The organism is Roseateles albus, assembly GCF_028595345.1.
In the GTDB taxonomy this organism is placed as follows: Bacteria; Pseudomonadota; Gammaproteobacteria; order Burkholderiales; family Burkholderiaceae_C; genus Paucibacter_A; species Paucibacter_A albus.
The window spans coordinates 359,268-385,801 of the sequence record NZ_JAQQXT010000004.1; the positions used below are offsets into that span (position 1 = coordinate 359,268).

Sequence of the window (26,534 nt, forward strand, 5' to 3'; positions counted from 1 at the left end):
AAGGGGCGCAACTTGCGGGAATGGCATTGGCACTGATTTTCAGCTATGGACACTTAGCTGCAGGAGGCCAAGTTCAGGAACGTTCCCAAAGCGGGCAATCACCTTTGCACCGTGCGTTCTCGCAATCAGCCTTTGAGCATTTCGTTGGACGAATGTCTGCGGCACCTTTCGAAGCTGCCGAACAACAAATTAGGGCGTACTTCCATCAGGTCTACTGGCGAGGCTTTGCCCAAAGGCTACAGTCATTGGTCAATGTGCAACCTCTACAATGTCAGCCCCAAGGAAGAAGTCGAGCGCCATTTTCGCGCGGTCGTGAAAGACCCCGAGGGCTACCCTCAGGCGCCGGTCGGCCCCTACGGGCGTGGGGTGTTCATCATCAGCGCGGACACTCAGGCTGAAGGCCGGGTGGCGGTGAACGGGCAGTGGGGCATGGTGCCGCCGCGCTCGCGCCACCCCCGACCAGCGGGGCGGGCTATCTTGACCAACAACGCGCGCATCGAGTCGGTGGCCGAGCGGCCTACGTATCGGGAAGCCTGGCTCAGCGGCCGACGCTGCCTGATTCCGGCACAAAGCTACCAAGAGCCCAACTGGGAGACCGGCCGCAACATCTGGTGGCCGCTGCGCCGAGCAGATGCTCGGCCCTGGGCACTGGCCGGCATCTGGTCCGAGTGGCGGCACCCCGAGACGGGTGAAGTGCTGCCCAGCTATTCGATGCTCACGCTCAACTGCGACTCCCACCCCCTGCTCAAGCGCCTGCACAAGCCCGACCCGGCCTTGCCGCCCGAGGCGCAGGACAAGCGCGCGGTCATGCACATACGCCAGGAAGACTGGCAGGCTTGGCTGCGCGGCTCAATCGCGGAGGCTCAGGCCTTGCTGGCGGCGGAGCGCCTGCCGGCGTCGGAGGAGTTCGACCTAAGTCCGGCCGCGCATACCGATGGCCTGCGGGCCCGACTTCGCGCGGGGCCGCCGCAGGGTAGTTTGTTTTAGAGCGAAGCACATCATGCAGCTGGTCTGGGGTGATGGAGGTGGGGGCGTTGTGCAGATGGGATTGGTGTGCGAATGCGCCCGGTGCACCGGATGGCGGCGCCAGAGGCAGCCCAGCCTCGGCCGCAGGAGCTCGGGCGCAGTTCCCGCCATGCGACTCTACGAGATGAGCGCCATCTATCCATCCCGCCTTGCATCCATCAACCCGACAATCGTGCTCACTCGAAATCGTCCTTGCTTGTTGACTTTTCTCCTGCAAGTCCATCGCGTTGATGTCGAGAAAGAATAGTGTCTATAGGTGGCTGGCGGTAACGAGGGTAACAGCCCACAGCTGCCTTGTTGCCTAGTCCTTTGATTGGTCCCCTGGTGTCATCGAAGTAACCGCTGGCCGCGACAGCTGTTGAAGCTATTGCAGACAAAAGCCATTTCTCATTGTTGGCAACCGAACCAAGGCACCTTGCTGTTCCCAAAGAAAAAAGGCCACTCAATGAGTGGCCCCCTTTGAAATCAATGTCTATCAGCCCGCTGCTGCAGCTACTGCTGCCACTTCTTCAGCCGCAGCTGCCGCTTTCGAAATCTTCGCGGCTTCAAAAGCGATGATGAGCAATGTCCCCGCCGGCTTGCCTTCGTGGGAAAAGTAGTAGTCAACTTTCAGCTTGCCAGTCACGCGAACGAAGTCGCCCTTGGTAAGTTTTGGGTCCTCCGGCTTCATCATCCGAACGGTGTACCAAGTGGGAAACTTGTCGATGCCAGCTTGGCTCTCTCCAACCCGAAATTCCCAGTAGACCTTGCCTGAAGCCTTTGCCTCTCTTCGAATCGGGTCGGTTCCAACGTTTCCAAATGCTTGCATGAGTGTCCTAAATCAGTCGACGGACCTGTTGCCGTCAAAACGTATAGGAACCCCTGTTCAAGCCGTAGGCGTAGTGTTCATCGACAGTGAATGGGCAAGCTTTCATTCCTACGAAATTCCGGCAGCCAGCTTACTAATGCTTGGTAATCACCCCCCAAAACAGTGCCTAAACACCGAACAGGTCTATAGACCGCTGAACAACCATCTAGCCCGCTGCTACTCACACAGAGTTCAGTTTGATGACCGCAATCAAATCAATATCGACGCACCCTAACGCTGACCAGCTGAACGCAATGCAGAATAGGCGTTAACACAACAGGGAGCCCGAATGCGTTGCTTGAGAGTTTTGACTGTTGCACTGCTGCTCGCGGCCGCAAACACTGTGGGGGCGGATGCCTTTAATGATGCGGGTGTCGCACACACGAAAGGCGACTTTGCAAAAGCTGCCCAAGGATTTAAGGTGTCTGCCAACCAGGGTAATGCCAGTGCTCAGCTCATCCTCGGCATTATGTATACCCAAGGTCAAGGCGTACCTAGGGACTACCAGCAAGCGATGGTCTGGTTTCAAAAGTCTGCCGAGAAGAGCAATACTGAAGCTCAGTTCCAACTCGGCGAGATGTATCGTAAGGGTCGGGGCATACCCAAGGATGACAAGCAAGCAGTTGGCTGGTATCGAAAGGCTGCAGAGAAAGGCCATGTCGACGCTCAGTACAACCTCGGCGTGTTGTATTTCGATGGCCTGGGTGTACCCAAGAGCGACAAGCAAGCGGCGGCCTGGTATCGCAAGGCTGCAGAGCGGGGCCATGTCGACGCTCAGTACAGCCTCGGCTTGTTGTATTTCGATGGCCTGGGTGTACCCAAGAGCTTCAAGCAAGCGGTGGCCTGGTATCGCAAAGCTGCAGAGCGGGGCCATGCCCATGCTGCGTTCGCCCTTGGCTTGATGTATACCCAAGGTCAAGGCGTAGCCGAGGACGACCAGCAAGCCATGGTCTGGTTTCAAGATGCTACAGAGAAGAGTTATGCCACGACTCAGTCCCACCTCGGCTATATTTTCGTCAAGGGTCAAGGCGTAACTCAGGACGACAAGCAAGCGGTGACTTGGCTTCGCACTGCTGCCGAGAATGGCGATGCCGACGCTCAGTTCGAACTCGGATTAAGGTATGCCATTGGTGACGGCGTACCCAAGGACGACCAGCAAGCGGCGGGCTTGTACCGAAAGGCTGCCGAGGTGGGCCTTCGCGACGCTCAGTTCAACCTCGGCGAGATGTATTCCACTGGTCGGGGCGTACCCAACGACGACCAGCAAGCTGTGGGTTGGTATCGAAAGGCTGCCGAGATAGGCTATGCCAAGGCTCAGTTCCAACTCGGCGAGATGTATCGCAAGGGTCGGGGCGTACGCAAGGATGACAAGCTAGCGGCGGCCTGGTACGAAAGGGCTGCCGAGAAAGACCATGTCGACGCTCAGTTTCAACTCGCCGTAATGTATCTCACTGGACAAGGCGTAACTAAGGACGACAAGCAAGCGGAGGCTTGGTTCCGCGAGGCTGCTGTGCTGGGCAATGCCAAGGCCCAGTCCCACCTCGGCAATTTTTACGTTAAGGGTCAAGGCGGAACTATGGAAGACAAGCAAGTGGTGGCTTGGCTTCGTAAGGCTGCAGAGAATGGCGATGCCGCCGCTCAGTTCTACCTCGGATTGCGGTATGCAATTGGTGAGGGCGTACCTAACGATGGCGAGCAAGCGGCGGGCTGGTATCGAAAGGCTGCCGACCAGGGGCAGGCCACTGCTCAGTACTACCTCGGCGAGATGTATCGCAAGGGTCGGGGCGAACCCAACGATGACCAGCAAGCGTATTTTTGGTATTTGTTAGCAAGTGTTGGCAATGACAAAGAAGCGGTCAAAATTCGCGACAGTGTTGAAGCCCGCTTAAGTCCACAGCAACGCGCAGCTGCCCAAGCTCAAGCGCGAGACTGGACTGCGAAAAGGCCATAGGCGGCGCGCATCACTGGCGCAGGCTCTGTGCTCTTGGCGGAGGCGGTCTCCTCCAAGTTTCTCTATGCCGACATGGCTTGTATAACGACTAGCCCCACAAAGAACCCACAAACGACAAACCCTGCGAGGTGATTCATAAATTTGGGCTCGAGGTTACCAAGTATTCTTTCCTCATGGCCATTTCGATAATTCACGAAATGAAAGTTGTGCATATGCAAAATGTCTAAAAAACAGTCTCAACCACGTTGATTAAGATTTTTCTGTCAGTCGTTGATTTACTTTGTTAGTGGTTGCTGAATTTTCATTGTCGCGGCACAAGTAGCGGTGAGCTCAATCCCGCCCATTGTTCGCAATCCTTGGGTCGTCGATATGGCAAGTAGTTCTCACTGAACCATCCAGCCGTGGAAAACTTGTTTCTTGCATCCATCCGAACCCTTGGCAGCCATGTTGGCAGCAGCTGAACAATAACGTGGCCCAGTCGGTGGTCTTTCAACTTTACGCGGCCGTCCGGCAGGGCGTCCTCCAAAGCACCCCAGACTTCAAAGATGCCAGGCTCAACTTCGCGGAGGTGCTTGCGTTGGTGAATCAAGACCTCAGTGTTATTGGCCTTGCCGACGGCGCGCAAAACCGCGAGGGCGCGGAGTTCGATGCGTTCTGAGCGGCATAGCACGACAACCCGGCGGAGGCTTTGGCCGTCTTGCAGCCGCCTCCCTACTGCGACCGCGAGGGCGGCCAATGAAGACTCGCGGTCTGCACCCCTTTTGCTTCGGTCTATTTCGTACCAGGTGACCCCGTCTACCTCAACTGCTAGAGCATCAGGCCTGAGGATTCTCTTGGCTGTCTTCTGTGCTCTTGTGACCTCTACGTTTAGTAGGCCTTGGATAGCCGGGGATTCGCGCTTTCTGCCTGCATTGAGGGCTTGCATGACCTCGCTTTCTGTTTGCGCTATGAGTCCACGAGCTTCGCTCGCCAAAACGATGAATTGCAGCCAAAGGCGATGCTCTGGATTGGTCATGTCGCTGGTTCTGCGCACGGATGACGCGGCATCGATGCCGGCGTCCCCAAGCAATTCGGCACCTTTTTGCGTGAGGCCATAAATTGTCTGAAATCGTTCAGTTTTGTATCGACGAATCAGCCCGGACTTCACCATTCCCCTCACTGCTCTCTGGGCTGCAGTCAAAGAAGCTTTGAAGGAGGAGCGCTCCGGAAAGCATAGTGCTGCTACGTCCAATGTGCGCATCACTCGAAACCTATTCAACATCGCCAGTGTCTTGAGCCTAATGCTTGACTTCAGCTCAGTTGTTGAGCGCTCTGATGTGATTCCTCGGGTCGGCCTCTTGGGAACGGGTTCAAGTTCCGCGCAGTGCTTTCCTGGCGCTACTACTGGGGTGTCACCGGGCGGCACTATCGGGATGGCCGCATTGTCCTCATTGGGCGTAACGGTATTGTTGTGCGGTGTGTGTTGTTCGGCCTGCAGGGGTTCCGAGTTATCGGCGATGGGCTGGACTTTTTGTTCTTCGGGGTGAGACGGTTTCATTGGCGAGGCTCCGTAAATGGGCGTTTTCGGTTGGGCTGTTCGGCCTTGGTGACACCAGCGCTTGTGCTGTGTACTTCCGTATAGCGACCGTGCCACCCGCAGCCAAAAGGCTGCACACCACGCACAAGAGCTGCTGCTGTTTTGTCTTGTCGAGGGCAGTTGAACGTCAGCAAAAGGGCAGGGGGCAGCTGTTCTTTCCCCTTATGCCTCCTCGCTCGCCTTGGGGCTCGCGTCAACAACGTTTTCGTCGCGACGTACGCCCAAAGCTGCTGTTCTACCGACCGGCTGCGCCGGTGCGAAACCGCCGCCGTCCCAAAAGGCTTTTCCAAAATTTAACGTGTCTTCTTGGGACGGCTTGCTCAACTGTTCCTTCACCATGCCCTGCAGGCCCGGCTACCCTTCGTTTCGTACCTAATGTCTCTCGACGAAACGACGGGGCCCTCGCCGGATGCAGGCTCACAGCTAACGCAGTTCGCCGTTCCTCGAGGGCGGCATGCGCAGGGACGGCGGCGGTTTCGCACCGCCTTGCCGGCCCAGTCGCGAGCTACTCTGCTTTCCTTGCTGTGCCGCCAATGGATGAGTCCGACCCATGCACGCTTCATCTGTGCATCCAATGGCCACGGCTGGACGCCGCGCCGCGTTCCGGCTGGTCAGTCAAGGCTGGGTGTTTGGTGTCATCGGGCCAGGCGTTGCTCACAACTGTTCACCCTATGGTGAGGGCTCCATCGATGGGCGCTGCTCTAGTGTGAGCAATGAAAAGCGTATTGCGTGGGACGCGGCTTTTGCGCCAGTGGTGGTCTGTGACCTGTACCCCTGTGGGCAATAGAACTTGCTTGCTGGTGGCTGGAGAAGCCAGCCGGCTGGTGTTTATGAAAGTTGACTTGCTTTTGGATGAAGGAGCCCTCGCTGGGGCTTGGCAAGCAGTGGCTGTCTTCAAGGGTTGAGGTGTCCCAGTCAGCCAAGGTAAGTGTCGTCGTTTCCAATGAGTTCGCACTGTGCTTTGACCACCACTCAGCATGCGAGGGTATGGGAGGACCGCTGAGAAATAGCTCCCAGGTTGGAATCAGTTCTGCTCGCAGCACCAGTCGAACCAATGTTCCAGTGCTTGTTCCATACCCCTTCGTTTGAGAAGGCCCATAGAGCTTTCGCCCATGAAAAAACCGGCCATTTAAGCCGGTTCTGTCGTTGGGCCGAAGCCAGGAGATTACTGCTGCTTGATGCGGCGTCGAGCGATGCCAGCGACTAGGCCAAGACCGGCAAGCATCAGAGCGTAGGTTTGTGGCTCGGGGACCGGGTTTGTAACGGCCATTAAGAAGCCTCGACTTTCCTGGGTCACCGTGTTGTAGGCGTTGCCCGCTATCCAGCCTGCATCGTTGATATCTACGGCACTCCATAAGACCCAGCCAGCCTTGACGAGGCTGGCGTCAAGGTAGGAATGTAGGTCGATGACGGTAGTGCCGTTCCAAAGCGTTGCATGGCCATCTGAGTAGCCCACTATCTGACCAGAGGTGTTAATAGCGTAGGCCTCGCTAGAAGCACCTCCGAGGGTTCCCAAATCAGTTGCTACTGTGCCATTCCAAAGCGTCGCGTGTACTGCAGTATCACCAGTGATTTGAGAATAGCCCACAACTTGCCCAGCGTTATTGACGCCAAAGGCCATGCTGGTGGTTCCACCAAGGGTGCCCAAATCTGTTGCGCCTGTTCCGTTCCAAATTGTCGCGTGCACAGCGCTACCTGCTGTGCGGCTATAGCCCACCACTTGACCCGCATCATTCAGGCCAAAGGCTTGGCCGTCTAAGACGCTGGAGCTTCCCAGAACTTTGATTACTGTGCTGTTCCATAGCGTAGCGTAGCGTTTTAGGGGCTCGCCGTACCCAGAGGTGAAGGCCCACCCTGCAATTTGGCCCGAGTTGTTGATGCTGTTTGCGTCGCTATGCGACCCGCCAAGGGTGCCCAAGTCGGTTGCTATTGTGCCGTTCCAAAGCATTGCGTGGTAGTCGCTGCCGCCCGTACCGGCGTAGCCCACCACCTGTCCGGCATCATTGATGCTGTTGGCCATACTGATGGGCCCACTCGGGGTGCTCAAATCAGTTGTTATCGCACCGCTCCAAAGTGTTGCATGTCTGGAAGCATCGCCTGCAGTGTAAGAGTAGCCCACAACCTGCCCAACGTTGTTGATAGCTTTGGCAACGGCAATGGTGCCTCCTAGCGTATCCAGCAGCGTTGTGGAGTAGCTCGTTGCGCAAGCAAGTCCGCCAAAAGCAAGCGAAGAAATCGCAATCGCGATTTGGCTGCAAATTCGAATTTTCATTGTTCTCATCCCTGAAGTTAGGCGGTGGCCTGACATAGCCCCGGCGCATAGTACGTTGAGAGATTATTGTTTTTGGCTGCTAACGTTGAAAGTCTAGGCAGCACCCCGCGAATGAGGGGGCACTCCAATGAAAATGAAGGGATTCGGTGCCAGTGTCGGTGGCGCATGACTGGGCCTCGAGCCGATAGAAGACCTAGTTGATAGTCGTAAGCACCCGCCAATGAAAAAACCGGCCACTTGAGCCGGTTCTGTTGCTTGGCAAAGGTCCAAGGCCTTACTGATGCTTACTGCGGCGGCGAGCAACACCAGCTATGAGGCCAAGACCGGCAAGCATAAGGCCATAGGTTTGTGGCTCTGGCACAGGCGCCAATGTTAGCAGGAAGGCCTTTCTATTACTGGTCCCGACTTGATATGCAGAACCAACAATAGAACCACTGTCATTGATTCCATTGGCAACGTCAAGGACCCATCCTTCGCTCACCAACTCTGGTTCAAGGAAAGTATTCAAGTCTGTAGCGACCGTACCATTCCAAACAACCGCATGCGATGTAATGTCACCACTCTTGGAGGAGTAGCCAACCACTTGTCCTAGATTGTTGATTGCACCGGCATAGCTTCCATCTCCGCCCACTAAAGTTCCTAGGTCCGTTGCGACATTGCCATTCCAAATCACAGCATGAAACGAACCAGAAAGAGTAGCCGAATAGCCAACGACATTCCCGTCATTGTTCACCCCCGTTGCGTAACTGACGGCTCCCCCCAGAGTTCCTAAGTCTGTCGCAGTAGTCCCAGTCCAACTAGTCGCATGGAATGTTCCGAATCTGTTTTGAGCTGCGCCCACAACTAGACCCATTTGATTAATGCCAGTGGCAAAGCTCATCTCACCTCCTAGCGTGCCAAGGTCAGTTGTTGATGTACCGTCCCAAACAATTGCATGAAGCAAACGTCCACCACTATGGGATTGACCAACGATTTGGCCTTTATCATTGATTGCAGTTGCTCTACTTCCAAGACCGGAAGGCGCTGTCAATGCAGTCACCGTTGTGCCAGACCACATAACTGCCTGAAAGGATGTGGCTCCGACCACTTGCCCAGCATTATTGATTCCGCGCGCAAAGGCATATTCGCTTTCAAGTAAAGACAGGCTATGTGAAGCAGAAGCGCTCCATTCGGCTGCGTGACTTGTCCCGCTACCTTCAGTTGGGCTGGAGTACCCGACAATTCGGCCCTCGCTGTTGATGCCATAGGCAATGCTGTTTGTCCCGCTGAGTGTGTCCAGTAGGGTAACTGAGTACGTTGCCGCACAGGCAAGACCGTTGAATGTAAGCGACGAAATCGCAATCGCAACTTGGCTATGCAGTCGATATTTCATTGTTCTCATCCCTGAAGTTGCACGTAGGCCTGACATAGCCCCGGTGCATCGTATGTCGAGGAAGGTGCTTCTCGGTTGCCATCGGTCAAGTTGGCCGACTACCCCCCCCTGAATGGAGGGGCCAGCAAGTTTTATGGGAACGATTCCGAGCTCAGCGGTCGCGTATTCAGAGCCTGAGCTGCAGTCCTTCGCCATGGTAGTCGTAAGCATCTTCCCATGAAAAAACCGGCTACATGAGCCGGTTCTGTTGCTTGGCAGAAGCCTAACGGTTTACTGCTGCTTGCTGCTTGCTGCTGCGGCGAACAACGCCAGCGATGAAGCCAAGGCCGGCAAGCATCAGAGCGCAGGTTTGTGGCTCTGGGACAGCGGAGGCTACATCACCTGGTCGGACAGCAAGGGCATAGAGCGGAGTGCCCTTGTCAGGGTCGTACTGAAAGCCTGTGTACGTGCCAAAGGCTAGTTGAACTTCAGGCATGGACGCTGCGTAGGACCAATATGCGTCGGATTGCAAATTCTCAAAGCCACCGGCGTTGGTGAGCCCGTACACACTTTGTTGGCCACCAGTTGCGGCAGATATTAGAGACTCGTTGCCAAGGCTCCGAAAGAACCAATGCGCCATCTCGCTGCCTGATGTGACGCTACTGTCAAGTTTGTAACCGCAAAATCCCCCCAACGTCAGCTGCGATATGCATACGTTGACGCCGCCTGGGCCTGTCCAGACGTTCGGCCTGAAGAAAGTAGGTAAACGCCAGTAGCTCAGTCCAAAGCGAGGCTGTTCTGCCCAGGTCTTTGCTTCCAACAGGCCCATACGGTCGGTACTGCCCGCACGCAGCCAAGTGACGTTTAGGTCTGTGTCGTAGAAAGCTTCCGGCCCGTTGGCAGTGTTGCCGTCCAAGTCGCGAGCTTGCAGCGTGGTCTCCCAGGTACCCTGACCGGGAACACCGGCAGCATGGCTGCTAGCCGCAAACGAAAATAGTGCAATAACCACGAGGCCAGTAAATCGAATTCTCATTGTTCTCATCCCTGAAGTTATCTGGCGACCTGACTTGGCCCCGGCCCATATTACGACGGAGGAGGCCGCTTCTTGGGTACTAACGGTCAAGTTAACTGACTATCCCCCCTGGGTAGAGGGTATGCAAGCCATTTTGAGACGAATACGAGCGCAGCGGTCCCTCATGCAGAACCCGACTCGCAGTCCTCTGCTAGGGTAGTCGAAAGCACCCGCCTATGAAGTATCCGGCCACTTGAACCGGTTCTGTCCTGACGCCGAAGCCTGATGTTATTTCTGCTTGCCGCGCCGACGGGCAACGCCAGCTATAAGGCCAATACCGGCTAGCATCAGGGCATAGGTTTGCGGCTCTGGGACTGCAGATATAGCGAGGATAAACGCTCGGCTATCGCCGGTCTTGCTATTGGTGGCCCGCCCTACTATAGACCCAGCATCGTTGACACCGAGGGCCAAATCCAGATACCAGCCTGCACTCACTAAATCTGCGTCGAGGTATAGGTTCAAATCGGTGACATTGTTTCCATTCCAGAGGGCGGCGTGAGTGGCACCACCGGCAATTCTGGAGAAACCCACTACTTGCCCATTGTTGTTTATTCCAAAGGCTAAGCTGCTCTCGCCACCAAGAGTGCCCAAATCGTTGACTGTTGTGCCGCTCCAAAGGGTTGCGTGCACGGCGCCATTGCTTTTCATAGTCCAGCCGACTACCTGCCCAGCATTGTTGATGCCAGTGGCTCGACTTGCGATACCATGGGTGCCCAAGTCTGTGGCCGTCGTACCATTCCAGATGGTTGCTCGAAAACTTTGGTTATCGGGGGTGTCTACATACCCGACAACTTGCCCCGAGCTATTAATGCCTAAGGCTTCACTGTTAACGCCAGGAGGGCCTAAGTCGATGGCCAATCCTCCAGAAGTATCCCAGCGATATGCGTGGGACTTGTCACCATAAGAAGACCAGCCAACCATTTGCCCTGCATCGTTGATGCTCGACGCTTTACTGTATTGTCCACCGCTAAAATAGGTGGTGGTTGAGCCATCCCAAAGGGTTGTGCGAAAATCTACAGTACTTGACGGGCTCGAAGTCCCCGCGACTTTCCCAGAGCCATTAATACCTAATGCTTGACTGTAGCTGGTGCGACCAGGAACAAATTTGCTCAAGTCCGTGGGCGTTGTGCCATTCCAGATGGTCGCACGAACGTCGCCGCTATCGTCTATGTAGCTTGCAGTGCCTACAACTTGGCCAGCGTTGTTGATGCCATATGCTGTGCCGTATTTTCCGTCAAGAAACGTCGCCACATAGTTTGTCGCTTGAGCGGCGCCACAGATAAAAATCGATGCAATTGTGATTGCAATAGAGCCGTGAAGTCTAACTTTCATTGTTTTCATCCCTGAAGTTGTCCGGTGGCCTGACATAGCCTCGGCGCATAGTACGTTGAGAGTAGTTGCTTTTGATTGCAATCGGTCTATTTATTGGTGGTTGCGGCGGTGGGCAACTCCAGCGATGAGGCCAAGACCGACCAACAACAGTGCATACGTTTGTGACTCCGGGACGGATGAAATCACATCCCCATCTCGCACAGCCAGGGCCGACATTGAAAGGTTGAAGCTACTAGGGCCTTGAACTCCGCGGTCTACGCTGAAGCTCCAAGCTTGATTCGAAGCAGTCTCGTAAACTGACCCAGACCAGTAGCCGTCGGGCCGCAAATTTTGAAACCCGCCAGTATTTGATGGACCAAAGCCGGATTGAAAATTGATTGTGCCGGGTACGTACATACTTTTGTTGCCCAGTGTTTCAAAGAACAAATGAGCCATTTCACTTCCCGTCGAAACGCTGCTGTCGGGGTTGTACCCGCAATCAGTGCCTCCTGTCAGTGCCCAATCGCATCCAGGCAAACCTTTGTCAATTGTCGTTGGCAATCTCCAGCCTCCCAGGCCAAACCGATTTTGTTCTGCCCAGTCCTTTGCCGTCGCCCAGGATATTGTGTTGGTGGTGCCGAGTCGCAACCAAGTAATGTGCAGAGCAGAGTCATAAAACGCTTCTGGTCCGTTGGCTACACTGCCATCAAGGTCACGTGCTTGCAGCGTTGTTTCCCAAGTGCCTTGGCCGGGAATGCTCGCAGCATTACCGGACCCGACGAACGAAGCCAAAGCCATGGCCACCAGGCCAGTCAATCGAATTTTCATTGTTCTCATCCCTGATGTTGTACGTAGGCTTGACATAGCCCCGGCGCATAGTACGTTGAGCGATTGTTGTTTTTGGCTGCTAACGCTGAAAGTCTATGCAGCACCCCGCAAATGAGGGGGCACTCCAATGCAAATGGAGGGGTTCGGTGCCAGAGTCGATGGCAGATGACCGGCCTCGAGTCGATAGAAAACCAACCTGATAGACGAAAATAGCTTTACCTGGTTTATCTGCCGCTTAGGAAGCTCGCTCAACGGCTCCTGCCGACTGAATTCCCGCAAGTCAACGCTCGTGAGGAACATCGACTCGTCCTAAGTCGAACACGCATGTTTGAATCTAGGCTTGCGTACGTTTCATCCGAGAGCGACCCCATCTAAAGCCTGCGTTGACTACCGTCCGGCACCAGACCTTGCCAAGTACGGCTCGACTTTTCTTTGCAGCAACTCGACCAGGGCATCTTCCATAAATGCATAGTTGTCAGGAATGCCTAGGCATGCCACCCGCTTGCCGCTCAACTGAGCACGGAACTTCTCAGCCAGCTTTCGCTGATGCTGCTTCTCCATGACCAATATCAGGTCGGCCCATTCGACCAGCTCTGATGTCAAAGGGTTCCTCGCGCCCCTGTTTGTTCCTGCGGAGGTGCACTCAACGCCAGGCCAAGTCGAGAAGACTTGTTCTGCAGTTGGGCTGCGGAGTTTGTTTTGACTACAGACGAAGAGGACATGCAACAACGGATAGGTTCCCTTGGAAGGAGTGGCCCAAACGTGCCTTGGACACAAATATTGGCGCCGATTGGTAAAACGAGTAGAGCAACCGGTTGACGCTTAGAACTGTCGAACGATTGTTAACTACCAGTGTCGATGTTTGAACGTTAAAGGCTAAGCGATAAGCAAATGTAGAAGGGAGAGATTCCTCTGATGTGAATTGTCAAAATTGCAGTTGACAATGGGCCAGCACAACACAAATTTTGGGAGCGAAGATGAAAATAAGCATGTTGACCGAAGGGCAGGCGACGCGCACGGTTGTTGACTTAGTTAGAGCGTGCTCGCGGTTCGATGTCGCAGTGGCTTGGGCAGGCTCCAACCCGGTTGTCGAAGCCATGTTGGCCGCGAATCTCAAGCTTGGAAAGATGGTCATCGGTACCCACATGTACCAGACCGACCCGGAGGTTCTGCGTGCATTCATGCCAAACAAAGGTGCGCGCTGCATGCCTCCAGATGGGCGCCTATTCCATCCGAAAGTCTATATTTTTGAGACAACCGACGGTCTGAGCGCTGTTGTCGGGAGCCACAATCTTACTGGTGGTGCGTTCGGCGGCAAGAACATTGAAGTCAGTGTGTTGATTGAAGGGAAGGCAGATAGCGAGGTGTTTACCAGCTTGGTTTCCTTTATCAAATCAAGTTGGAGCTCGGCGGAGGAGATAGACGAGGATGAGTTCCTGTTCGCTTACGAAGCCCAGTATCGGCTCAACAAGGCCAAACGCGGAACCCTAGAAAGATTCAATCGATTGAAGAAGCCCAGGGTTGGAGCAAAGACATCGCCGCTTCTATTGACTTGGGCGAAGTTTATAGAGGGTGTCCGTAACGATGAGCACCATAACTTGGATGGACGACTTGCCATCCTCGAGCAAGCAGGTGCACTGTTCTCGCAGTATTCTTCCTTTGCGGCAATGCCAGTTTTTGAGCGAAAGGCAATTGCGGGGACATATGGAACTGTTGAGCCGCAGTTTGAAGACCTTGAGTGGGCTTGGTTCGGTACGATGGCGGGACAAGGAGACTTCAAAAACTTAGTCATTGAGTCGCCCGAGTTGCTTTCCGAGGCCTTGGACCAAATTCCTGTGGAGGGAGAGGTTTCTAAGGAGCATTTTGATGCGTTTGCGATTGCCTTTAACTCGGCCTTCGAAGGCAAGTCGCACATTGGCGGTGTACCGACAGCTTCTCGCCTTTTGGCGATGAAGCGTCCCGACTTCTTCGTTGGAGTGACAGGCGCAAACAGAGAGGGAATATGCGCTGCATTCGGCTCCGCGCCGTCGACATTGTCTTTAGACAACTACTGGAGCCGAATAGTCACTTCAATGCAGAACAGTCCCTGGTGGTGCGCAACAAGACCAAGGACAGCGTTAGCAGGGCGAGTTTGGGACAATCGGGCTGCACTGTTGGACAGCATCTACTACGACCCATCTAGCAAGAAATAGGTAAAGTCAATTGGCGACGTGAAGCCATACTTGATGGGATAGCGTTCAGCATTTTTTCCTCGGTAGGCCGCTGCAGTTTGCTGGACGCCCCTCAGCATCACCAGCTTTTGACAAGCCCCGAGGTCCCAGCATCAACTGCTTTGCGCCAGTTGGTAGCGGGGCAGGTCAAGATGAAGGAACTCGCAGGTCCGTTTTTTTGCACCCAGTAGCTACACAAGGTATCACTCACTACTGGAGCTCCACTTGCAAACAAAACGTCGCGGCAACCGCGTCCTCCTCATCGAGTCCACCTATGTCCGCAAGGGCGTTGAAGGTAACTCTCACGGTTTCACCCGCCAGACCCAGGTGTGCAGCTTGCCGTGGGATTCGCGAGTTATTCCAGATGACCTTGCAGCCAGTCTCACACCCGAGCAACGCCAGCACCTGATGGACCGCGTCGTCGTCCCGGCCCAGCGGCGGGAGGCTCAACGGAAGGCTGATGAGGATGCCCACAAGGTGGACCCTGTTTGGCGCATCAAGGAAGCACACAAGCTCGTGCTGGAAGCTGCCTCCCTGGGCAAGACCAAGGCTGTGCCCCTGGCTGCCATCAATCAGCTGACAGAGGCAGTGCATGGTCTCGCCGGCAGCTCCTCAGCCCCGGTAGTCCCACACGAGAAAGAGGGCGACCCTTTGGTGTCAGCAATGGCGTCAATCCGAGCTGCAATCAAAGCAGTTGACGCCGGACACTACGGCACTGCGCCGGCGACAGGAGTGCGTGAAACGAAGACCTACCGCCTTTGGCAAGAGTTGTTTTCAGCGGTGGGTGGCAATGGCCAAGATAGCTTGATGCGGGCGTTGCAACGGTGTGGGTTCGTTAAGACAAAGGCCTAACGCGTCAGTCTGCGTTGACCAGTTCAAGAGCGCCCTTGTTCAGGTTTGGTGCAGCCAGTTGTTCTAACAGGGGTTGGCTATCCAATTCAGGTTGATTCAGCTAGGGAAGGTCTAATGCTTCTTTCCGCCGGTGGTTACGTCCTGTCAGGCGTTTTCTCTGAGCAGACTTTCAGTACCGCTGAATAGCACAACGTTCGAATTAACAGGCGCTGCCAGGCGCCCCGTTGAACGGCTTAGCTGCTTTGCTGCTCAATTCTTTTGCTCCTTTTGACCGTAAATTTTTCTCCAGCGCAGAACCCATGCCATGTGATTTGCAGATTCATGACCGTGTGAATAGGAGAACGTATCTGGGCCTGCGACTACCTTACCTCGGTAGTTGCCTTCCTCATGCACGTGATAGTGGCAAGAGTCTTTTGCTTTCCTGTATGTGTCGGAGCACAGCACAACGCAATTATCTTCATCATTGCCGCCGCCCAGCGCCTGTGGTTGGACGTGATGAAAGTGCATTGAGTTCATCTCGGTTTCCTCGATGAGTTCATTTAAACCGAACCCGCACTGAGCACAAACTCCTTTCTGCCTTACAAAAACGCGAGCCTTGACGTCTTTAAAGAATTTAGCCATGTGTCCTCCAGTGGTTGCCCTATGGCACATGGGCTGTTTCTTTCTACAGTTTCGAATAACAGTCAAAAACTTCACCTAAATTCTGACCCGCCCTGAGTCAGAGGACGCCCCCTAGAACCTATAAAGTGATTTTTCACCATTGAGATGACTTCAGGAATTGCGCTGTAGACACTGAGCTGCCTCACAATCATTCGTTCGGTATTTCGTGTTCTGCAAGGTAGTTTTCTTGGTCGACGTACCGGCGCATAACTAATCTTTTAGGCGGACCCATAGCGGCGTGTGGTCAGCTTGGACGGTCGATGTCTCATGGGATTCCTTGCGCCTTTGTCTTGTCAGGCGCAGCCATCTTGCGAGACACTAGTGTTCATTTCCGTATTAAGAGTCTCGAGTTATTTTTTGTGCTTCTGAAGGAGTTTTGCATGGGCGCGGTTCAAGACTACATTGACCTTTTGGCATCCGGAGACAAACAGAAAATTAACTGCGTGCTAATGGGGGCCGGAGTTGGTGCTTTGGGTGGCGGGGTAGCTGCAGGCCTTGCCTTCGCCCCAGCTAACGCCGTGCCAGTGGCTGGTCAGGCTTTCAACGCTACAGCCGCTGGAATCGGAGCTGTATTGGGAGCATTGTCTGCGGCCAAGATGGCATATGGAGCGTGTGGGGGCAGTTCCACCAAGGGCGACTTTGACAGGACGCTCGACCAGGGCAAGATTGAAACCAGCATGCTCAATAGCTACGAGAGCGAGCTAATCAAGAGCTTCAGTCTTTCGGCTGGAGACGCTAGAGTGCTTGCAAAGGCCGCAGCTGTCTATTCGTATCAAAATCCATCTACATCGCTCCCCGACGCTTCATCAGCCGAGAAGAAGAATGCAGTTGTATTTCTTCTGAACAAGCTCGCGGCCGAGTATGTGACTGCTTAAAATTTCATGTCGCAACGGTTGCGCGGCGCCGAGCTAAATGCTGCACATGACAGACTCACCTCCGCCGCTTCGCCGTCACGGTGAGGGTGAACGTTGAACGTCTGCAACCGGACAGTTGGCCGAATGCTGGGAATGGAAACTGTCAAGTCGCCGGGTATCTTTCGACGGTCTGGGTCGAATCTAAATGGGCTGACACTTGGAGTCTGAACACCCGGCCACTTAGGACTAAAAAATGTCCTCCCCTCGGCCTTATTAGGCTTCAGTCCTAGTCGGCAGCGACCACCACGGCTTGAAGCTCTTTCATGACTCGAAGCCGCGAGGAAGCCATCTTGCCGCCCTTGTATTCAATTGCCCGCCCTGATACTTCAACCTCGCAGAGCACAAGTTGCTTACCTTTCGAAACAGAGTCTAAGAAGGTATGGCCGCGTTCTGTAGCGGCAATCGCCAGTTCTTGGTCATCGTAGTAGTAGAAGCCCCCGCCGTGGTCGTCTGCCACTGCTTCTTGACGCCATATTCCAATCTTGTATTCAGAGTCGTCAAAAGCGCTGAGCAGGCGTCCGTCAGGGTCTTTTGCCAGCACCTTGTACGCCCAAGAGACTGGCACCGAGGGCTTCTTGCATTTGACTTCAATCTTGCCCAAGTAGTGATTGACCAACTGGCTGAGCGCGGTTGTGTTCTTGGCACGCTTGGAGCACGTGTTGTTTTCAATCACTGTTGCCGTCAACTTGCGATTTGCTTTGAGGACAAGGTAGTACGTCTTCGAGCTCCTGGTGTATCCCTTGCGCGTATCGCGCCAGAAGGTTCGAGCTTGGACAATTAGTCCTTTGACACGACCTCTGAAAACAAGAACGTCATAGATGTCGAGGTTCAGGCACTCGTACTCTCTTTTAGAAAAGGTCTGGTACGGGGCTGGAAGCAAGCTGGCTTTGACGCTGTCGGCAATGAATGCCTGCGCATCTTTGCGAAGCGTTGGAGACAGCGACGAGGCTGTATCGAGAGCGCCGTACTCGTCGCGGGGCAGTGGTTGTGCTGGGTTGGCTTGTTTCATGACCTGATTCCTGTTGAGGTGGAATCAGGTCTAGGACCGCATGTTTATATCTGGTGATGGAGCCCATCAAAATTCTCGCCTTGCAACTGCTTGGTGCCGAATTGAAAAGGGCGGTCCTCCTTGAAGAGACCGCCCCTTGATGCCAATTTTTGGAGCCTGGCGATAGCTGAGATTAGTCAGCTATCGCAGGCCCTATGCTGAGCTCACAGCAACTGAATCCCTCGTGCGGCAAGTGCGTCCTCAATGTTGAGGCCGGCCCTCATGTCCGTGTTCCAGAGGTGCTCGAGCACTTCAGCGAGAACTGCGCGTTGAACCGGGCTCAACCCTCGCAGTTTGTTAATGAGCTGAGCAACATCTGACGACTCGTAGTCATCAATTTCGATTCCCAGGTGGTCGCAAAGGTCGGAGGCAATAGAGTTGAATTGGTCGGGGATGAATATGTCACCCTGATGGCAGTCGAGCAACGCAATCACATCTGCTTCTGTGAAAAGCTTTGAGAGGGATTTGACTGAGTTTTGAATAATCCACTCATAGCGTGCGACAGCCAAAATCGCACTGACGGAGCTGCTCGGCGAGTTTTGAAACATTGTCTTCCCGGCGAGGTACTTCGATGCGTACCACGTTGAAAACGAATAGGCTTGCTGATACTCGAATGGCAGAGGCTTTTCCGTGCTGCTGATTTCAGAGTTGATTTGGGAGATTTTCTGTTCGAGTGCGGTAGTGATGTTTGACATGCAGTTCCTTGAAGTGTTGTTGAAGAGATGCAGGAGTGTCTGTCCTGTATACCATTAGACTAACGAGGTCCGTTTTTGTGTCAACTATTTTGAAAATATTTTTCGGACCAGGCCTGGACGTGAATCGCAGGGGAATTTTTCAACCAGCCTTAAGCAAAAAATCGAAGTTTTCTAGATAATCTTCAAGGTCAAGATTGGATGCACCTCTCCATGCGCATTCGCAGATATCAAACAAAGCTTCGTTTTCAAGCATATCCAATTGAAGGAGCTTTTTAAGAAGTACATGCAGGTCGCATTCATCGGTAAGCTCGCAGTACAGGTCGATACCATTGCTGTCTGCAACGACAACAGCCATCGAGCAACCAGGCCGCCAATCCCATATTTCTGAGCATGTTGTGCTGAGCATTGTTGCGAATTCAGCATGCGTAAACAGGTCTGAAATATTGCGACGTGCTTGCTCGATGAGGTCAAAGTACCTTGTTGATGCTTGCGTAATGACAAGTGCCTTCGAAACGCTTCGCCGACCCCAGCCAGTTCGCAGATGAACCCCATGTTCAATTTTTGCTAGACGCTTGTGGTGCAGGTAATCGGCACTTTCATTGAGTGGCTCCTGGTTGCGAATTATTCCTATCAATCCTTCCGATTTCTCGGATTGGCGGTTCACTTTTTTGATGCTGGTGGGTGTCTTAATTGCTTGTGGCATAGGCTTTCTTTTCGTAAATGAGTGGTACAGGTTCATGTGGCACTGGCCGTTTCTTTGATTAATTTTGTTTTTGCCGTTTGGATTCCCTTCGTTGGACTTTCAGTTGCGTAGAAAGATGAGTTTTATTCAATCCTTTGCGATGCAAGTTGGTGGGGAGTGCTAAGTCAGTGGTGTTCAACATAAGCACCAGTTGTTGCCTTCATATTCATTAGACTCACGAGCCCCATTTTTGTGACAGCAATTTTTGCGAAAATTCAGCGGAGCGTGAATATTCCGTATTTGTCGATTAAATTCGGTATCTTTTGCTCAGGGGCCTTGCTAATTAAGAATAATTTTTGGCGAATTAATCATGTTGCTATACGTAGTTCATGCATTTGCATGAGACGGACGAATAGGAAACAAGTTGAACCAAGCAAAGCCAATGAACGCTGCCAATATCAACCGGGACAGCGCAACAGAACTGTCTATGGAGACGGAAGACGAGCGTGGTCGTCGCCTTTATGCGGCTCAAGGCGGACCACTGATTGCCTGGCTTTTTGATGAGGCTCGGCGCCGGGGTGAAGACCTGAACGTGATGGCCCGAAAACTGGGCGTGACGTACGGCTATATCAATCAGCTGAGAGTCGGCATGCGCTGTACCGCCCACATCAGCCAAGACGTGTCGGATGCATGTGCTGCATACCTTGGTGTGCCAACGATTGTTGTCAAAGTAGTGAGCGGCTCTATAAAGGTCAGGGACTTCATGTCCCCGGTCTTGAGCGAGGAGCAATCTGTCAACAAGGCGATTTCACGAATGCTCGATGACCCGCAAATCAGATTGATGATTCCCGTTGACCTGATGGCACTACCTGCTGAGGCGAAGAAAGCGTTGGTACTGCTCTACGCTGAGAAGGTGGACGAGGACATTTTTCGAGTGGGTGACCTTCCGGAGATGGTGCGAAAGCTCAAGGCGTGCGTCGATGCCCGTGAGGTCCGTTTGGCTGAAGTGCTTGTTGAAGTTCCGAGCGGGTCTGAAGACTTGAGTTGAATAGGCACTGAGGGAGGCGTTGATTTCTGATTTGGGCGGACCTTGTGTCCGCCCATTTTTTGCTGGCGTTCAATCGCCGCAAGGGAGTGAGTGGTCCTTTTCAAGACCAGGCTCTGTTACCGGCGTTACTCCAGTTGCCGTCCATGCGGGTTCAGACATAGGAATATCGACGCGACGAGAATGGCGCACACCTGCCGGTCCGGCTTCCTCTGACAGTAGTCAAGATGACGGGTTCATTGGTCGTCTGGATTTCAGGGCCGTTTGAACGATGAGCTCCTCGCGCGCCAATTGTTTAAGGTAAGCTCTTGCATGGTGTTCGTCGCACACCATCCGCCCGCATCGGAAAACCTGCCAGAGCGACCTGGAATTTGCATCACCACCTTCATAAACACGACTCTTTGCAAGCGCAGGTCGAGCGGGCCGCCCCTTCGTCGTTTGTTTTGGAGTGCCTGTGAACACCCTTTTCCCTACCAAATCCTCGTTTGATGATGTGGTGCGCGACCTCGACCTGAGCTTTCGCGTCACGATGCTGCGACATGAGCCTGCTGAACTTGCTGCGCTCCTCACTCAGCGCATCAAGCTCGCTGCGAAGTACCTTGTTAGAACAAGCCACGCGCCCCACAGCAAATCCCTTGAGGTTGTTGCCCAGGCTCTCCGATTCTCCGACTGGCACCATCTGTCGACACACCTCGCGCGCGCTGTAGAGCCTGACCTAGCAAAGGCTCCGCATGCCTGGCTTGACGCACTGAGCCCTACGCTTTTGATACTGGTTCAGCCTGAGGCTGACGTCACGATGCCTGAGGCACAGCTCCAGGCCTTTGAGCGTTTCGGCCAAACATTGGGCATGCTGAGCGACACACCGACACAGGACGTCCTGGATGACGTTTGTGCGGCTCTGTGCGGCGGCAAGACTTGGCATGAGGTGCGAGCCCGAAGTCCTATGAGGGCCAGGACGGCGCTGTATCAATTCTTGGTAGATGACGGCGATGGGGGTGAATATTCAGAAGCTTCGTCTACAGCCACGGCAGGGTACTTCGAATGGAGTCCCGCTTGTTACGAGCTCGTTGAGGAATTGGACGGCCAATGGCAAGGCTACGACGACTTCACTAAGCCGCAGCAGAAGCGAGCGCGCAAGTGGGTCGAGGCAGCTCTGATTGCACAGCCGGGGTTCTTGGAAGCCGGTCTCGCTTTGGCTTCAATGCAGTACGACGCCGAAGAGGAGGGCGCTTCAGCCACTTTGGAGCGCTACATCAAGCAAGCCGAGGCGCTCATTCCTACCGGGTTCAAAGGCCAGATTCTTTGGAGTCAGGTTGGCAACCGTTTCTATCACCGGATGCTGTGGCTCAGGCTTGAGATGCACGTTGAGGCTGGTGATTTGAAGTCAGCGGTGCGGCTCGCTCGCAAACAGCTGAGGCTCAATCCTGCTGACAACTTCGGCATCCGTTTCGCGTTGCCGTTGCTCCTACTTGAGCTTGGGGACTATCCAGCCGCCAAACGGGCGTTGAAGGGCCTTGCCACTGACGCAGGCCAAACTGCTTCGGCGATTCGCGCTTTCACCGAGTACGCCGCAGGCAATCAACAAGGCTTCCGAACAGAGCTTGTTGATGCCCTGATTTCTTTGCCCTGGTTACGGGTGTTCCTGTCCGGGCACCGGGCGACGTTGCCCGACGGTGACGACGGATTCCGCGGCATGCAGCCGGACCTCGAGTTGTTTATTGAATTCGCCAGTTCAGCTTATGGTGCTGTGCCAGGCTTGATGGCCGCATGCAAGAGTTTCTTGGCAGAGCCTGTAGTCTTCGCTGTCGAAGCAGAGCTGAGGTCGTATTGGATGGCCTATGACCGAAGAGACTGCCAAAGGCAAGGCTCGTTCGAGGAATGGGTCGAGCTCTGCAGGGATGCAGCAAGACGATTGGCCTAACCCCTTGGCAGGTGCACGGGGCGGGCAGGGCGGTTCTTGCGAGCCTGGTGCGCCTACTTACCAGCCTCTTTACCCTTGACTGGAGCGAGTGCTTTCGCAGCCTCACAGATGCACTCGACCATATTCACTGCAGCCAAAACAAAATACTTCTCAGCTTCGGTTTTGATGTCAAGGATGTCAATTTGACCGAGTTCGCCAAAGACGAATGCAATCAAATGGGGCTCTGGATGACTGCTGGTGAAGTCGGCAACGGCTTCAGATGTCTGCACGGAACTGAGGCCTTCAACGAAGTTGATTCGTCCTACAACGCGCTTCAAACAGCGTTCTTGCATGTCCTCTGAGATGACGGGCCAGACCAGTCCTGTGTCTTTCATTGCCTGGAAAAATGTCAGCAAGAGGTTGACCAGAACATCGAGCTGCTCCAGTGGCGTGCCGTAGCGCTGCTGGACAATCACGGATGCCAGCAGGTTCGGCTGCTGAGCAAATACCTCGTTAGCAAGCTCTGACTTTTCTTCCAGCGTCATGCGGCCGACAGTTTTGACAGCGTTGACGAGGATTGATTGGGTGATGATGGACATGGGGCTATTGTTTGAGGTCGAGTCAGGAAAATCCTGAGGACGCAAGTCTATGACTTGGCGAAAATACCTTGACCGGCGCACCATGCAATTGTCTGGGGTGATGGACCCGCCGGGTTCAACGAGCCCCCATCGATTTCGACGCAACGATGGGGGACCGAAGACTTAGCCCAGCGGCAGATGGCCATTCGGCAACAAGGAAGCCCTCGGTTACCTACTTGGTAAATCTAAGAGCCCTTTACCGACAAGCTAGGCCGCGAATACTGACAACAAGCAAACATCTCACCAACGTGAAGCCAAAACAACCGCCACCGTCTCGATATCAGTGGGGAGCAAACCCAGCCTTCGCCAGCCCCTTGGCTAGCTGCTCACAAGCGTCTCGCATCTGATATGCCTCGTCCCTGTCCACCGAATATTCGGACCAAGTATGAAAGCAATTTCGCTTCATTAACTGCGCCAAGGCCAAAGCCTCGGCAGGGACCAGTTCAACGGAAACGGTCAACTGTTTTTGCTCATTCATGATGTTCCTCAATGTTTTTGCGGTTTGGTTAGTTTATTAATCCCCATGAATAGTTCAATATATTGCGCGAATTTCTTGCTATTTGCCTTGAATAACTCACGAAAAATGTCGACTTGAAAATGACCGGAAGTCGTGATGGAGCCTGACCAGCCTGCTTTGAAGTGGAGAGGCCCCTGTTGAAAATACATACCCCTAGGCAACCGCTAGCGCTGATTTCAACACCAGCCCAGCCACCAATCGCTCCTTTCTAAGTAGAAAGTCCGGCCAACTTTCAAGCGTTGCCGTAGGGTTTTGTGATTCGTGCTGTGAAAGCTCCAGCAAATAGCCTTTAGAGCCGTTCAAATCGAAAATACCGTAGCCATCGGCCCTGTACGAGGGTAGAACAGTAGCCGCTTCCGCTAACCCCTGCCTATTTTTGTAGCAAAAGCGTGGTGATTTTTCCCCGCTTCGAGCCGCCAGACTTGCCGGGCGTGCCAGTTCATCTGCCAGCTCGTTGAACCGGCACGCGCCCCACCACTTTTCACCGCCAGCGTGGTAATTTTTCCCCGCTTCTACCCATGAGACCTGGCTGACTTGGCGGCTCGTGCCAGTTGGCGTGCCAGTTCGTGCCAGCTTGTCAAACCGGCACGGAGGCCACCGTTCTTCGCAAAAAACGTGGTGATTTTTCCCCGCTTCTCCCGAAAGCAGCTGCCTTAAAACCGACGTCCTCCCCTCGCGATGGCCCCCGAAACGGAAAAAATCACCACGAAACGGCAAAAACCGTCACAAAGCGGGGAAAAACCACCACGTTTCTTCAGTCTGCCTCTTTTGATAGCAAATCAAAGAAACACTAGGCTGCAAGACACCTGTTAAGAGGTATCGTCCGCTCCAGCCAGCACTTATCCCCTGAAATTGTTAACAACTTCTGCTGCCTAGTACGCAAATCTTCAGCGTTAGTAAAAAAGTTATCCACAAAATTCAGCCCCATTCGAGGGTAAGCCCTATAAACGCCTCCTTCGAGGGTTAGCGTTAGGCGGCCCCGACATGTACAACATCGGGGGGGGGGACTACCGTGTGCCCGCTGACCAAGCAAATGGGGCGCAAGGGTAGAGACGTATGTTTGGTTCATTTCTTTCTACTCAAGGTGAGTCGGTCGCCGGTACGGCCTACGTTGACCCAACGGTCCCCACCGCCGATTCGCTTGCTGTGCTTGAGCGCTAGCGTCGTCCAGGGGAGGGCCAGTTCATCCGCAATTGCATGCGCAAGCCGCACCACCTTGATGCGAGTTAGGTGCGACAAGAGGTCTTCGAGAACGTCGGTACGCAGCATGCGCGCGCTCTCTACCAAATGCTTGGCCTCTTCCAAGGCCTGCCGCTTACCGACGTCGCTCAGCAGTTCCAGAATTGCTCGCTCTGGGGTTGACACTCGAAGGTCAGGTCGACCAACTGGTAGCGGCGCGATGCCCAGGTCCATCGGTGTCTCCGCATCAAACAGATGCGTCGCTTGGTAGTGGGCAGGAAACTGCTCGGTGAACCACGCGGGTAGTTTGGTGGAACTGTCACCCCACAGAGAAATTGTTTCTCGATGAGTTAGGTTGTGGCGAAAACCTCGCAAGTTCAACGCGGTCTTGCCCCCTATGTGCAGGCCAGAGATGAGCGTGCCCAGGCTTGCCAGGCTGGCGTCGCGCTCAAGAGTGTCTCCCGGCAGTCCGTATACCCCGTGCCCGATTCGGCGAAGCCAGCCGTCCTTGGCAAGCCGCGCCGCATGTTTTGCAGTCAGCCCTTTCTGTGCGAGCCACGCCGTGGTCAACGGCTGACCCCGAGGGGTCTCCGCCAGCAATGTTTTGAATGAAAAAGTTTTAGAAGTTCCTGCCACAGGGGAATTATGGTAGAAAAAATATGCGTTAGCTTCCCAATTGAAGCGATGTTCAGGCGAGGCCAACGCAGGGTCGTCAATCTCCTTGGGCCACTATTCCAATAGGGCCAACGCGTTCAGTCCGGCCGTGCCGGCTTATCGCCTGAAATCGACCCTCTTCACTGTGCCTCGTCGGCCCTCGCCAAGCTCATGGTCATCAGCGCAGTAACACCGCATTTAACGCAAAAAGGCCCCAAATCCGGGGGCCTCTTGTAATCAATACGGGGCGCTTATTCAGCCACTTCCTCTGCCCCTTCACGCTCGGCTTGCGCTGCCTTCAATTTGTCGGCGTACAACTTCCCCAGCTCTGCCAATAACGCGTAGGGCAACTCCCCGCCTTCCGCATAGTGGGCCAGCAATTTACGGGCAATCTCATCGCGCAAATCGCCTGCATCGACAATCGCGTGAGCCTCGCTGGCTGCCTCGGCCTCGTAATCCTCTGCCGCCGCTTGCAGCGTGCCGAACTGCACCACGTGCTCCAAAATATCCGTAGCGTGTGTCCCGCCCAGGAACCACTCGACATTGCCATACCCCGCCAGGTTTGAGCCGTCCTGCTCCAGCTTGTCCAGCATGTCCTGCAGCTCTTGCTCTGCCGGGTCGAAGCCCTCGTACTCGTCCAAACGCCCGACCTGGGCATTTTTCAGGACAATTTCAAGCATCTCAATAACGCGGGGGTTATTAAAAAAGTGAGCCAATGCCTCGCCCGTGAGCATCGGATTTAGCGCCCAACTCCGGAAGACCCCCCGACGCACTGGGCGTGCTCCGCTGGCGTTGGTATCAGAGTCAATCCAAACCCGCCCATCTTGTAAGCAAAGTTCGCCGGTCGGGTTGCCCCCGTCGCCGGGGGCAAATGGTGCCAATTCGGTGGCGTCTATTTCGAAAGCGAAAACTAATTCTGTCGTGTCGGGGGCTCTAAAGTTTTCCACTAATTTCTCCGGTGTTTTAGTTGTTTGGTGCTGCAATTGTTTTCAATGGGCGGGGCGCTTATTCGACGGCAAAGAACCCGCGGCCGCTATAGACAACCCGGCTCTTTCGTTTGAGGGTTTCCCAGTCGTCACAGCTGCCGCCCTCAATCAATCGATAGGCCGCTTCTGTCAGTGGGTATACCACCAAGTAGTCGTAGATATTGGTCACCTCCTGCGCATCGGCGCGACATTCGCCCACGCTTTCGCCCAGCCCGTACATTACGTCCCCGGGGTTTGTGTCGTAACTTAGGAGTCCGATGCAATAGCCACGGTCCAGGTCTTTGTTATTAAATACTGTTGCTGCGTTCATTAATATATCT

At 54.2% G+C, this 26,534-nt stretch carries 23 protein-coding genes and 2 pseudogenes; 7 read left to right on the top strand and 18 right to left on the bottom strand.

All coding sequences use genetic code 11. From position 1 onward, the window contains the following. The first annotated feature begins 252 nt into the window (after window positions 1-252). Window positions 253-987 carry an SOS response-associated peptidase gene (locus PRZ03_RS09125; RefSeq protein WP_273600012.1) on the top strand — a complete coding sequence of 245 codons (735 nt, stop codon included), beginning with the start codon at window positions 253-255 and terminating at the stop codon, window positions 985-987. A 514-nt stretch (window positions 988-1,501) separates the two neighbouring features. On the opposite strand, the gene PRZ03_RS09130 is transcribed toward PRZ03_RS09125, so the two are convergent. Next, entirely contained in the window at window positions 1,502-1,834 is a 333-nt protein-coding gene (locus tag PRZ03_RS09130; RefSeq protein WP_273600013.1) for a single stranded DNA-binding domain-containing protein, read from the bottom strand. A 328-nt stretch (window positions 1,835-2,162) separates the two neighbouring features. On the opposite strand from PRZ03_RS09130, the gene PRZ03_RS09135 reads away from it, so the two are divergent. Then, a complete protein-coding gene (locus PRZ03_RS09135) occupies window positions 2,163-3,824 on the top strand; it encodes an SEL1-like repeat protein (RefSeq protein ID WP_273600014.1) in 1,662 nt (553 codons plus the stop codon). A gap of 301 nt (window positions 3,825-4,125) precedes the next feature. Here the strand turns inward: PRZ03_RS09135 and PRZ03_RS09140 are convergent, their stop codons facing one another. The 8 genes and pseudogenes from PRZ03_RS09140 to PRZ03_RS09170 all read right to left on the bottom strand — a co-directional run bounded on the left by PRZ03_RS09140 (window position 4,126) and on the right by PRZ03_RS09170 (window position 12,963). Further along, window positions 4,126-5,361 (bottom strand): replication-relaxation family protein, encoded by a 1,236-nt coding sequence (locus PRZ03_RS09140; RefSeq protein WP_273600015.1) that lies wholly within the window; start codon window positions 5,359-5,361, stop codon window positions 4,126-4,128. 1,204 nt (window positions 5,362-6,565) lie between these two features. After that, window positions 6,566-6,664 (bottom strand): annotated as a pseudogene (locus PRZ03_RS24090) (PEPxxWA-CTERM sorting domain-containing protein); the annotation flags it as partial. Between the two features lie 246 nt (window positions 6,665-6,910). Next, a pseudogene (locus PRZ03_RS09145) lies at window positions 6,911-7,708 on the bottom strand (hypothetical protein); the annotation flags it as partial. 238 nt (window positions 7,709-7,946) lie between these two features. Continuing rightward, window positions 7,947-9,044 (bottom strand): PEP-CTERM sorting domain-containing protein, encoded by a 1,098-nt coding sequence (locus tag PRZ03_RS09150; protein ID WP_273600017.1) that lies wholly within the window; start codon window positions 9,042-9,044, stop codon window positions 7,947-7,949. Between the two features lie 262 nt (window positions 9,045-9,306). After that, window positions 9,307-10,056 (bottom strand): PEP-CTERM sorting domain-containing protein, encoded by a 750-nt coding sequence (locus PRZ03_RS09155; protein WP_273600018.1) that lies wholly within the window; start codon window positions 10,054-10,056, stop codon window positions 9,307-9,309. A 267-nt stretch (window positions 10,057-10,323) separates the two neighbouring features. Further along, window positions 10,324-11,427 (bottom strand): PEP-CTERM sorting domain-containing protein, encoded by a 1,104-nt coding sequence (locus PRZ03_RS09160; protein ID WP_273600019.1) that lies wholly within the window; start codon window positions 11,425-11,427, stop codon window positions 10,324-10,326. A 90-nt stretch (window positions 11,428-11,517) separates the two neighbouring features. After that, complete coding sequence (locus tag PRZ03_RS09165) at window positions 11,518-12,234, bottom strand: Lcl C-terminal domain-containing protein (protein WP_273600020.1); 717 nt, start codon at window positions 12,232-12,234, stop codon at window positions 11,518-11,520. Between the two features lie 387 nt (window positions 12,235-12,621). Beyond that, window positions 12,622-12,963: a low molecular weight protein tyrosine phosphatase family protein gene (locus tag PRZ03_RS09170; RefSeq protein ID WP_273600021.1), complete on the bottom strand. Its 342-nt coding sequence runs from the start codon at window positions 12,961-12,963 to the stop codon at window positions 12,622-12,624. A gap of 248 nt (window positions 12,964-13,211) precedes the next feature. On the opposite strand from PRZ03_RS09170, the gene PRZ03_RS09175 reads away from it, so the two are divergent. Both PRZ03_RS09175 and PRZ03_RS09180 read left to right on the top strand, forming a co-directional pair. Further along, entirely contained in the window at window positions 13,212-14,426 is a 1,215-nt protein-coding gene (locus PRZ03_RS09175) for a phospholipase D family protein (RefSeq protein ID WP_273600022.1), read from the top strand. 243 nt (window positions 14,427-14,669) lie between these two features. Continuing rightward, window positions 14,670-15,296 (top strand): hypothetical protein, encoded by a 627-nt coding sequence (locus tag PRZ03_RS09180; RefSeq protein WP_273600023.1) that lies wholly within the window; start codon window positions 14,670-14,672, stop codon window positions 15,294-15,296. Window positions 15,297-15,545: 249 nt separating this feature from the next. Here the strand turns inward: PRZ03_RS09180 and PRZ03_RS09185 are convergent, their stop codons facing one another. Further along, on the bottom strand, window positions 15,546-15,917 hold the full coding sequence (locus tag PRZ03_RS09185; RefSeq protein ID WP_273600024.1) for an HNH endonuclease: 372 nt from the start codon (window positions 15,915-15,917) through the stop codon (window positions 15,546-15,548). 419 nt (window positions 15,918-16,336) lie between these two features. On the opposite strand from PRZ03_RS09185, the gene PRZ03_RS09190 reads away from it, so the two are divergent. Beyond that, window positions 16,337-16,831 (top strand): hypothetical protein, encoded by a 495-nt coding sequence (locus PRZ03_RS09190; protein WP_273600025.1) that lies wholly within the window; start codon window positions 16,337-16,339, stop codon window positions 16,829-16,831. Window positions 16,832-17,096: 265 nt separating this feature from the next. Here PRZ03_RS09190 and PRZ03_RS09195 read toward each other — a convergent pair whose 3' ends face one another. The 3 genes from PRZ03_RS09195 to PRZ03_RS09205 all read right to left on the bottom strand — a co-directional run bounded on the left by PRZ03_RS09195 (window position 17,097) and on the right by PRZ03_RS09205 (window position 19,316). Then, on the bottom strand, window positions 17,097-17,879 hold the full coding sequence (locus PRZ03_RS09195; RefSeq protein ID WP_273600026.1) for a hypothetical protein: 783 nt from the start codon (window positions 17,877-17,879) through the stop codon (window positions 17,097-17,099). A 203-nt stretch (window positions 17,880-18,082) separates the two neighbouring features. Next, the gene (locus PRZ03_RS09200) at window positions 18,083-18,613 is read right to left on the bottom strand and encodes a hypothetical protein (protein WP_273600027.1); all 531 of its coding nucleotides are present in this window, start codon (window positions 18,611-18,613) and stop codon (window positions 18,083-18,085) included. 139 nt (window positions 18,614-18,752) lie between these two features. Beyond that, window positions 18,753-19,316 (bottom strand): hypothetical protein, encoded by a 564-nt coding sequence (locus tag PRZ03_RS09205; RefSeq protein ID WP_273600028.1) that lies wholly within the window; start codon window positions 19,314-19,316, stop codon window positions 18,753-18,755. Between the two features lie 403 nt (window positions 19,317-19,719). Here PRZ03_RS09205 and PRZ03_RS09210 point away from each other — a divergent pair, with 403 nt between their 5' ends. Then, the gene (locus tag PRZ03_RS09210; RefSeq protein WP_273600029.1) at window positions 19,720-20,343 is read left to right on the top strand and encodes a hypothetical protein; all 624 of its coding nucleotides are present in this window, start codon (window positions 19,720-19,722) and stop codon (window positions 20,341-20,343) included. A 451-nt stretch (window positions 20,344-20,794) separates the two neighbouring features. After that, window positions 20,795-22,261, top strand: a complete 1,467-nt coding sequence (locus PRZ03_RS09215; RefSeq protein WP_273600030.1) for a hypothetical protein — start codon at window positions 20,795-20,797, stop codon at window positions 22,259-22,261. A 53-nt stretch (window positions 22,262-22,314) separates the two neighbouring features. On the opposite strand, the gene PRZ03_RS09220 is transcribed toward PRZ03_RS09215, so the two are convergent. The 5 genes from PRZ03_RS09220 to PRZ03_RS09240 all read right to left on the bottom strand — a co-directional run bounded on the left by PRZ03_RS09220 (window position 22,315) and on the right by PRZ03_RS09240 (window position 26,524). Next, the gene (locus PRZ03_RS09220; RefSeq protein ID WP_273600031.1) at window positions 22,315-22,839 is read right to left on the bottom strand and encodes a hypothetical protein; all 525 of its coding nucleotides are present in this window, start codon (window positions 22,837-22,839) and stop codon (window positions 22,315-22,317) included. A 319-nt stretch (window positions 22,840-23,158) separates the two neighbouring features. Continuing rightward, window positions 23,159-23,356 (bottom strand): DUF7706 family protein, encoded by a 198-nt coding sequence (locus PRZ03_RS09225; RefSeq protein ID WP_273600032.1) that lies wholly within the window; start codon window positions 23,354-23,356, stop codon window positions 23,159-23,161. Window positions 23,357-24,460: 1,104 nt separating this feature from the next. After that, entirely contained in the window at window positions 24,461-25,210 is a 750-nt protein-coding gene (locus PRZ03_RS09230) for a type IV toxin-antitoxin system AbiEi family antitoxin domain-containing protein (RefSeq protein ID WP_273600033.1), read from the bottom strand. Window positions 25,211-25,479: 269 nt separating this feature from the next. Beyond that, window positions 25,480-26,175 carry a hypothetical protein gene (locus PRZ03_RS09235; protein WP_273600034.1) on the bottom strand — a complete coding sequence of 232 codons (696 nt, stop codon included), beginning with the start codon at window positions 26,173-26,175 and terminating at the stop codon, window positions 25,480-25,482. Between the two features lie 58 nt (window positions 26,176-26,233). Further along, window positions 26,234-26,524, bottom strand: a complete 291-nt coding sequence (locus PRZ03_RS09240) for a hypothetical protein (RefSeq protein ID WP_273600035.1) — start codon at window positions 26,522-26,524, stop codon at window positions 26,234-26,236. Between the last annotated feature and the right edge of the window lie 10 nt (window positions 26,525-26,534).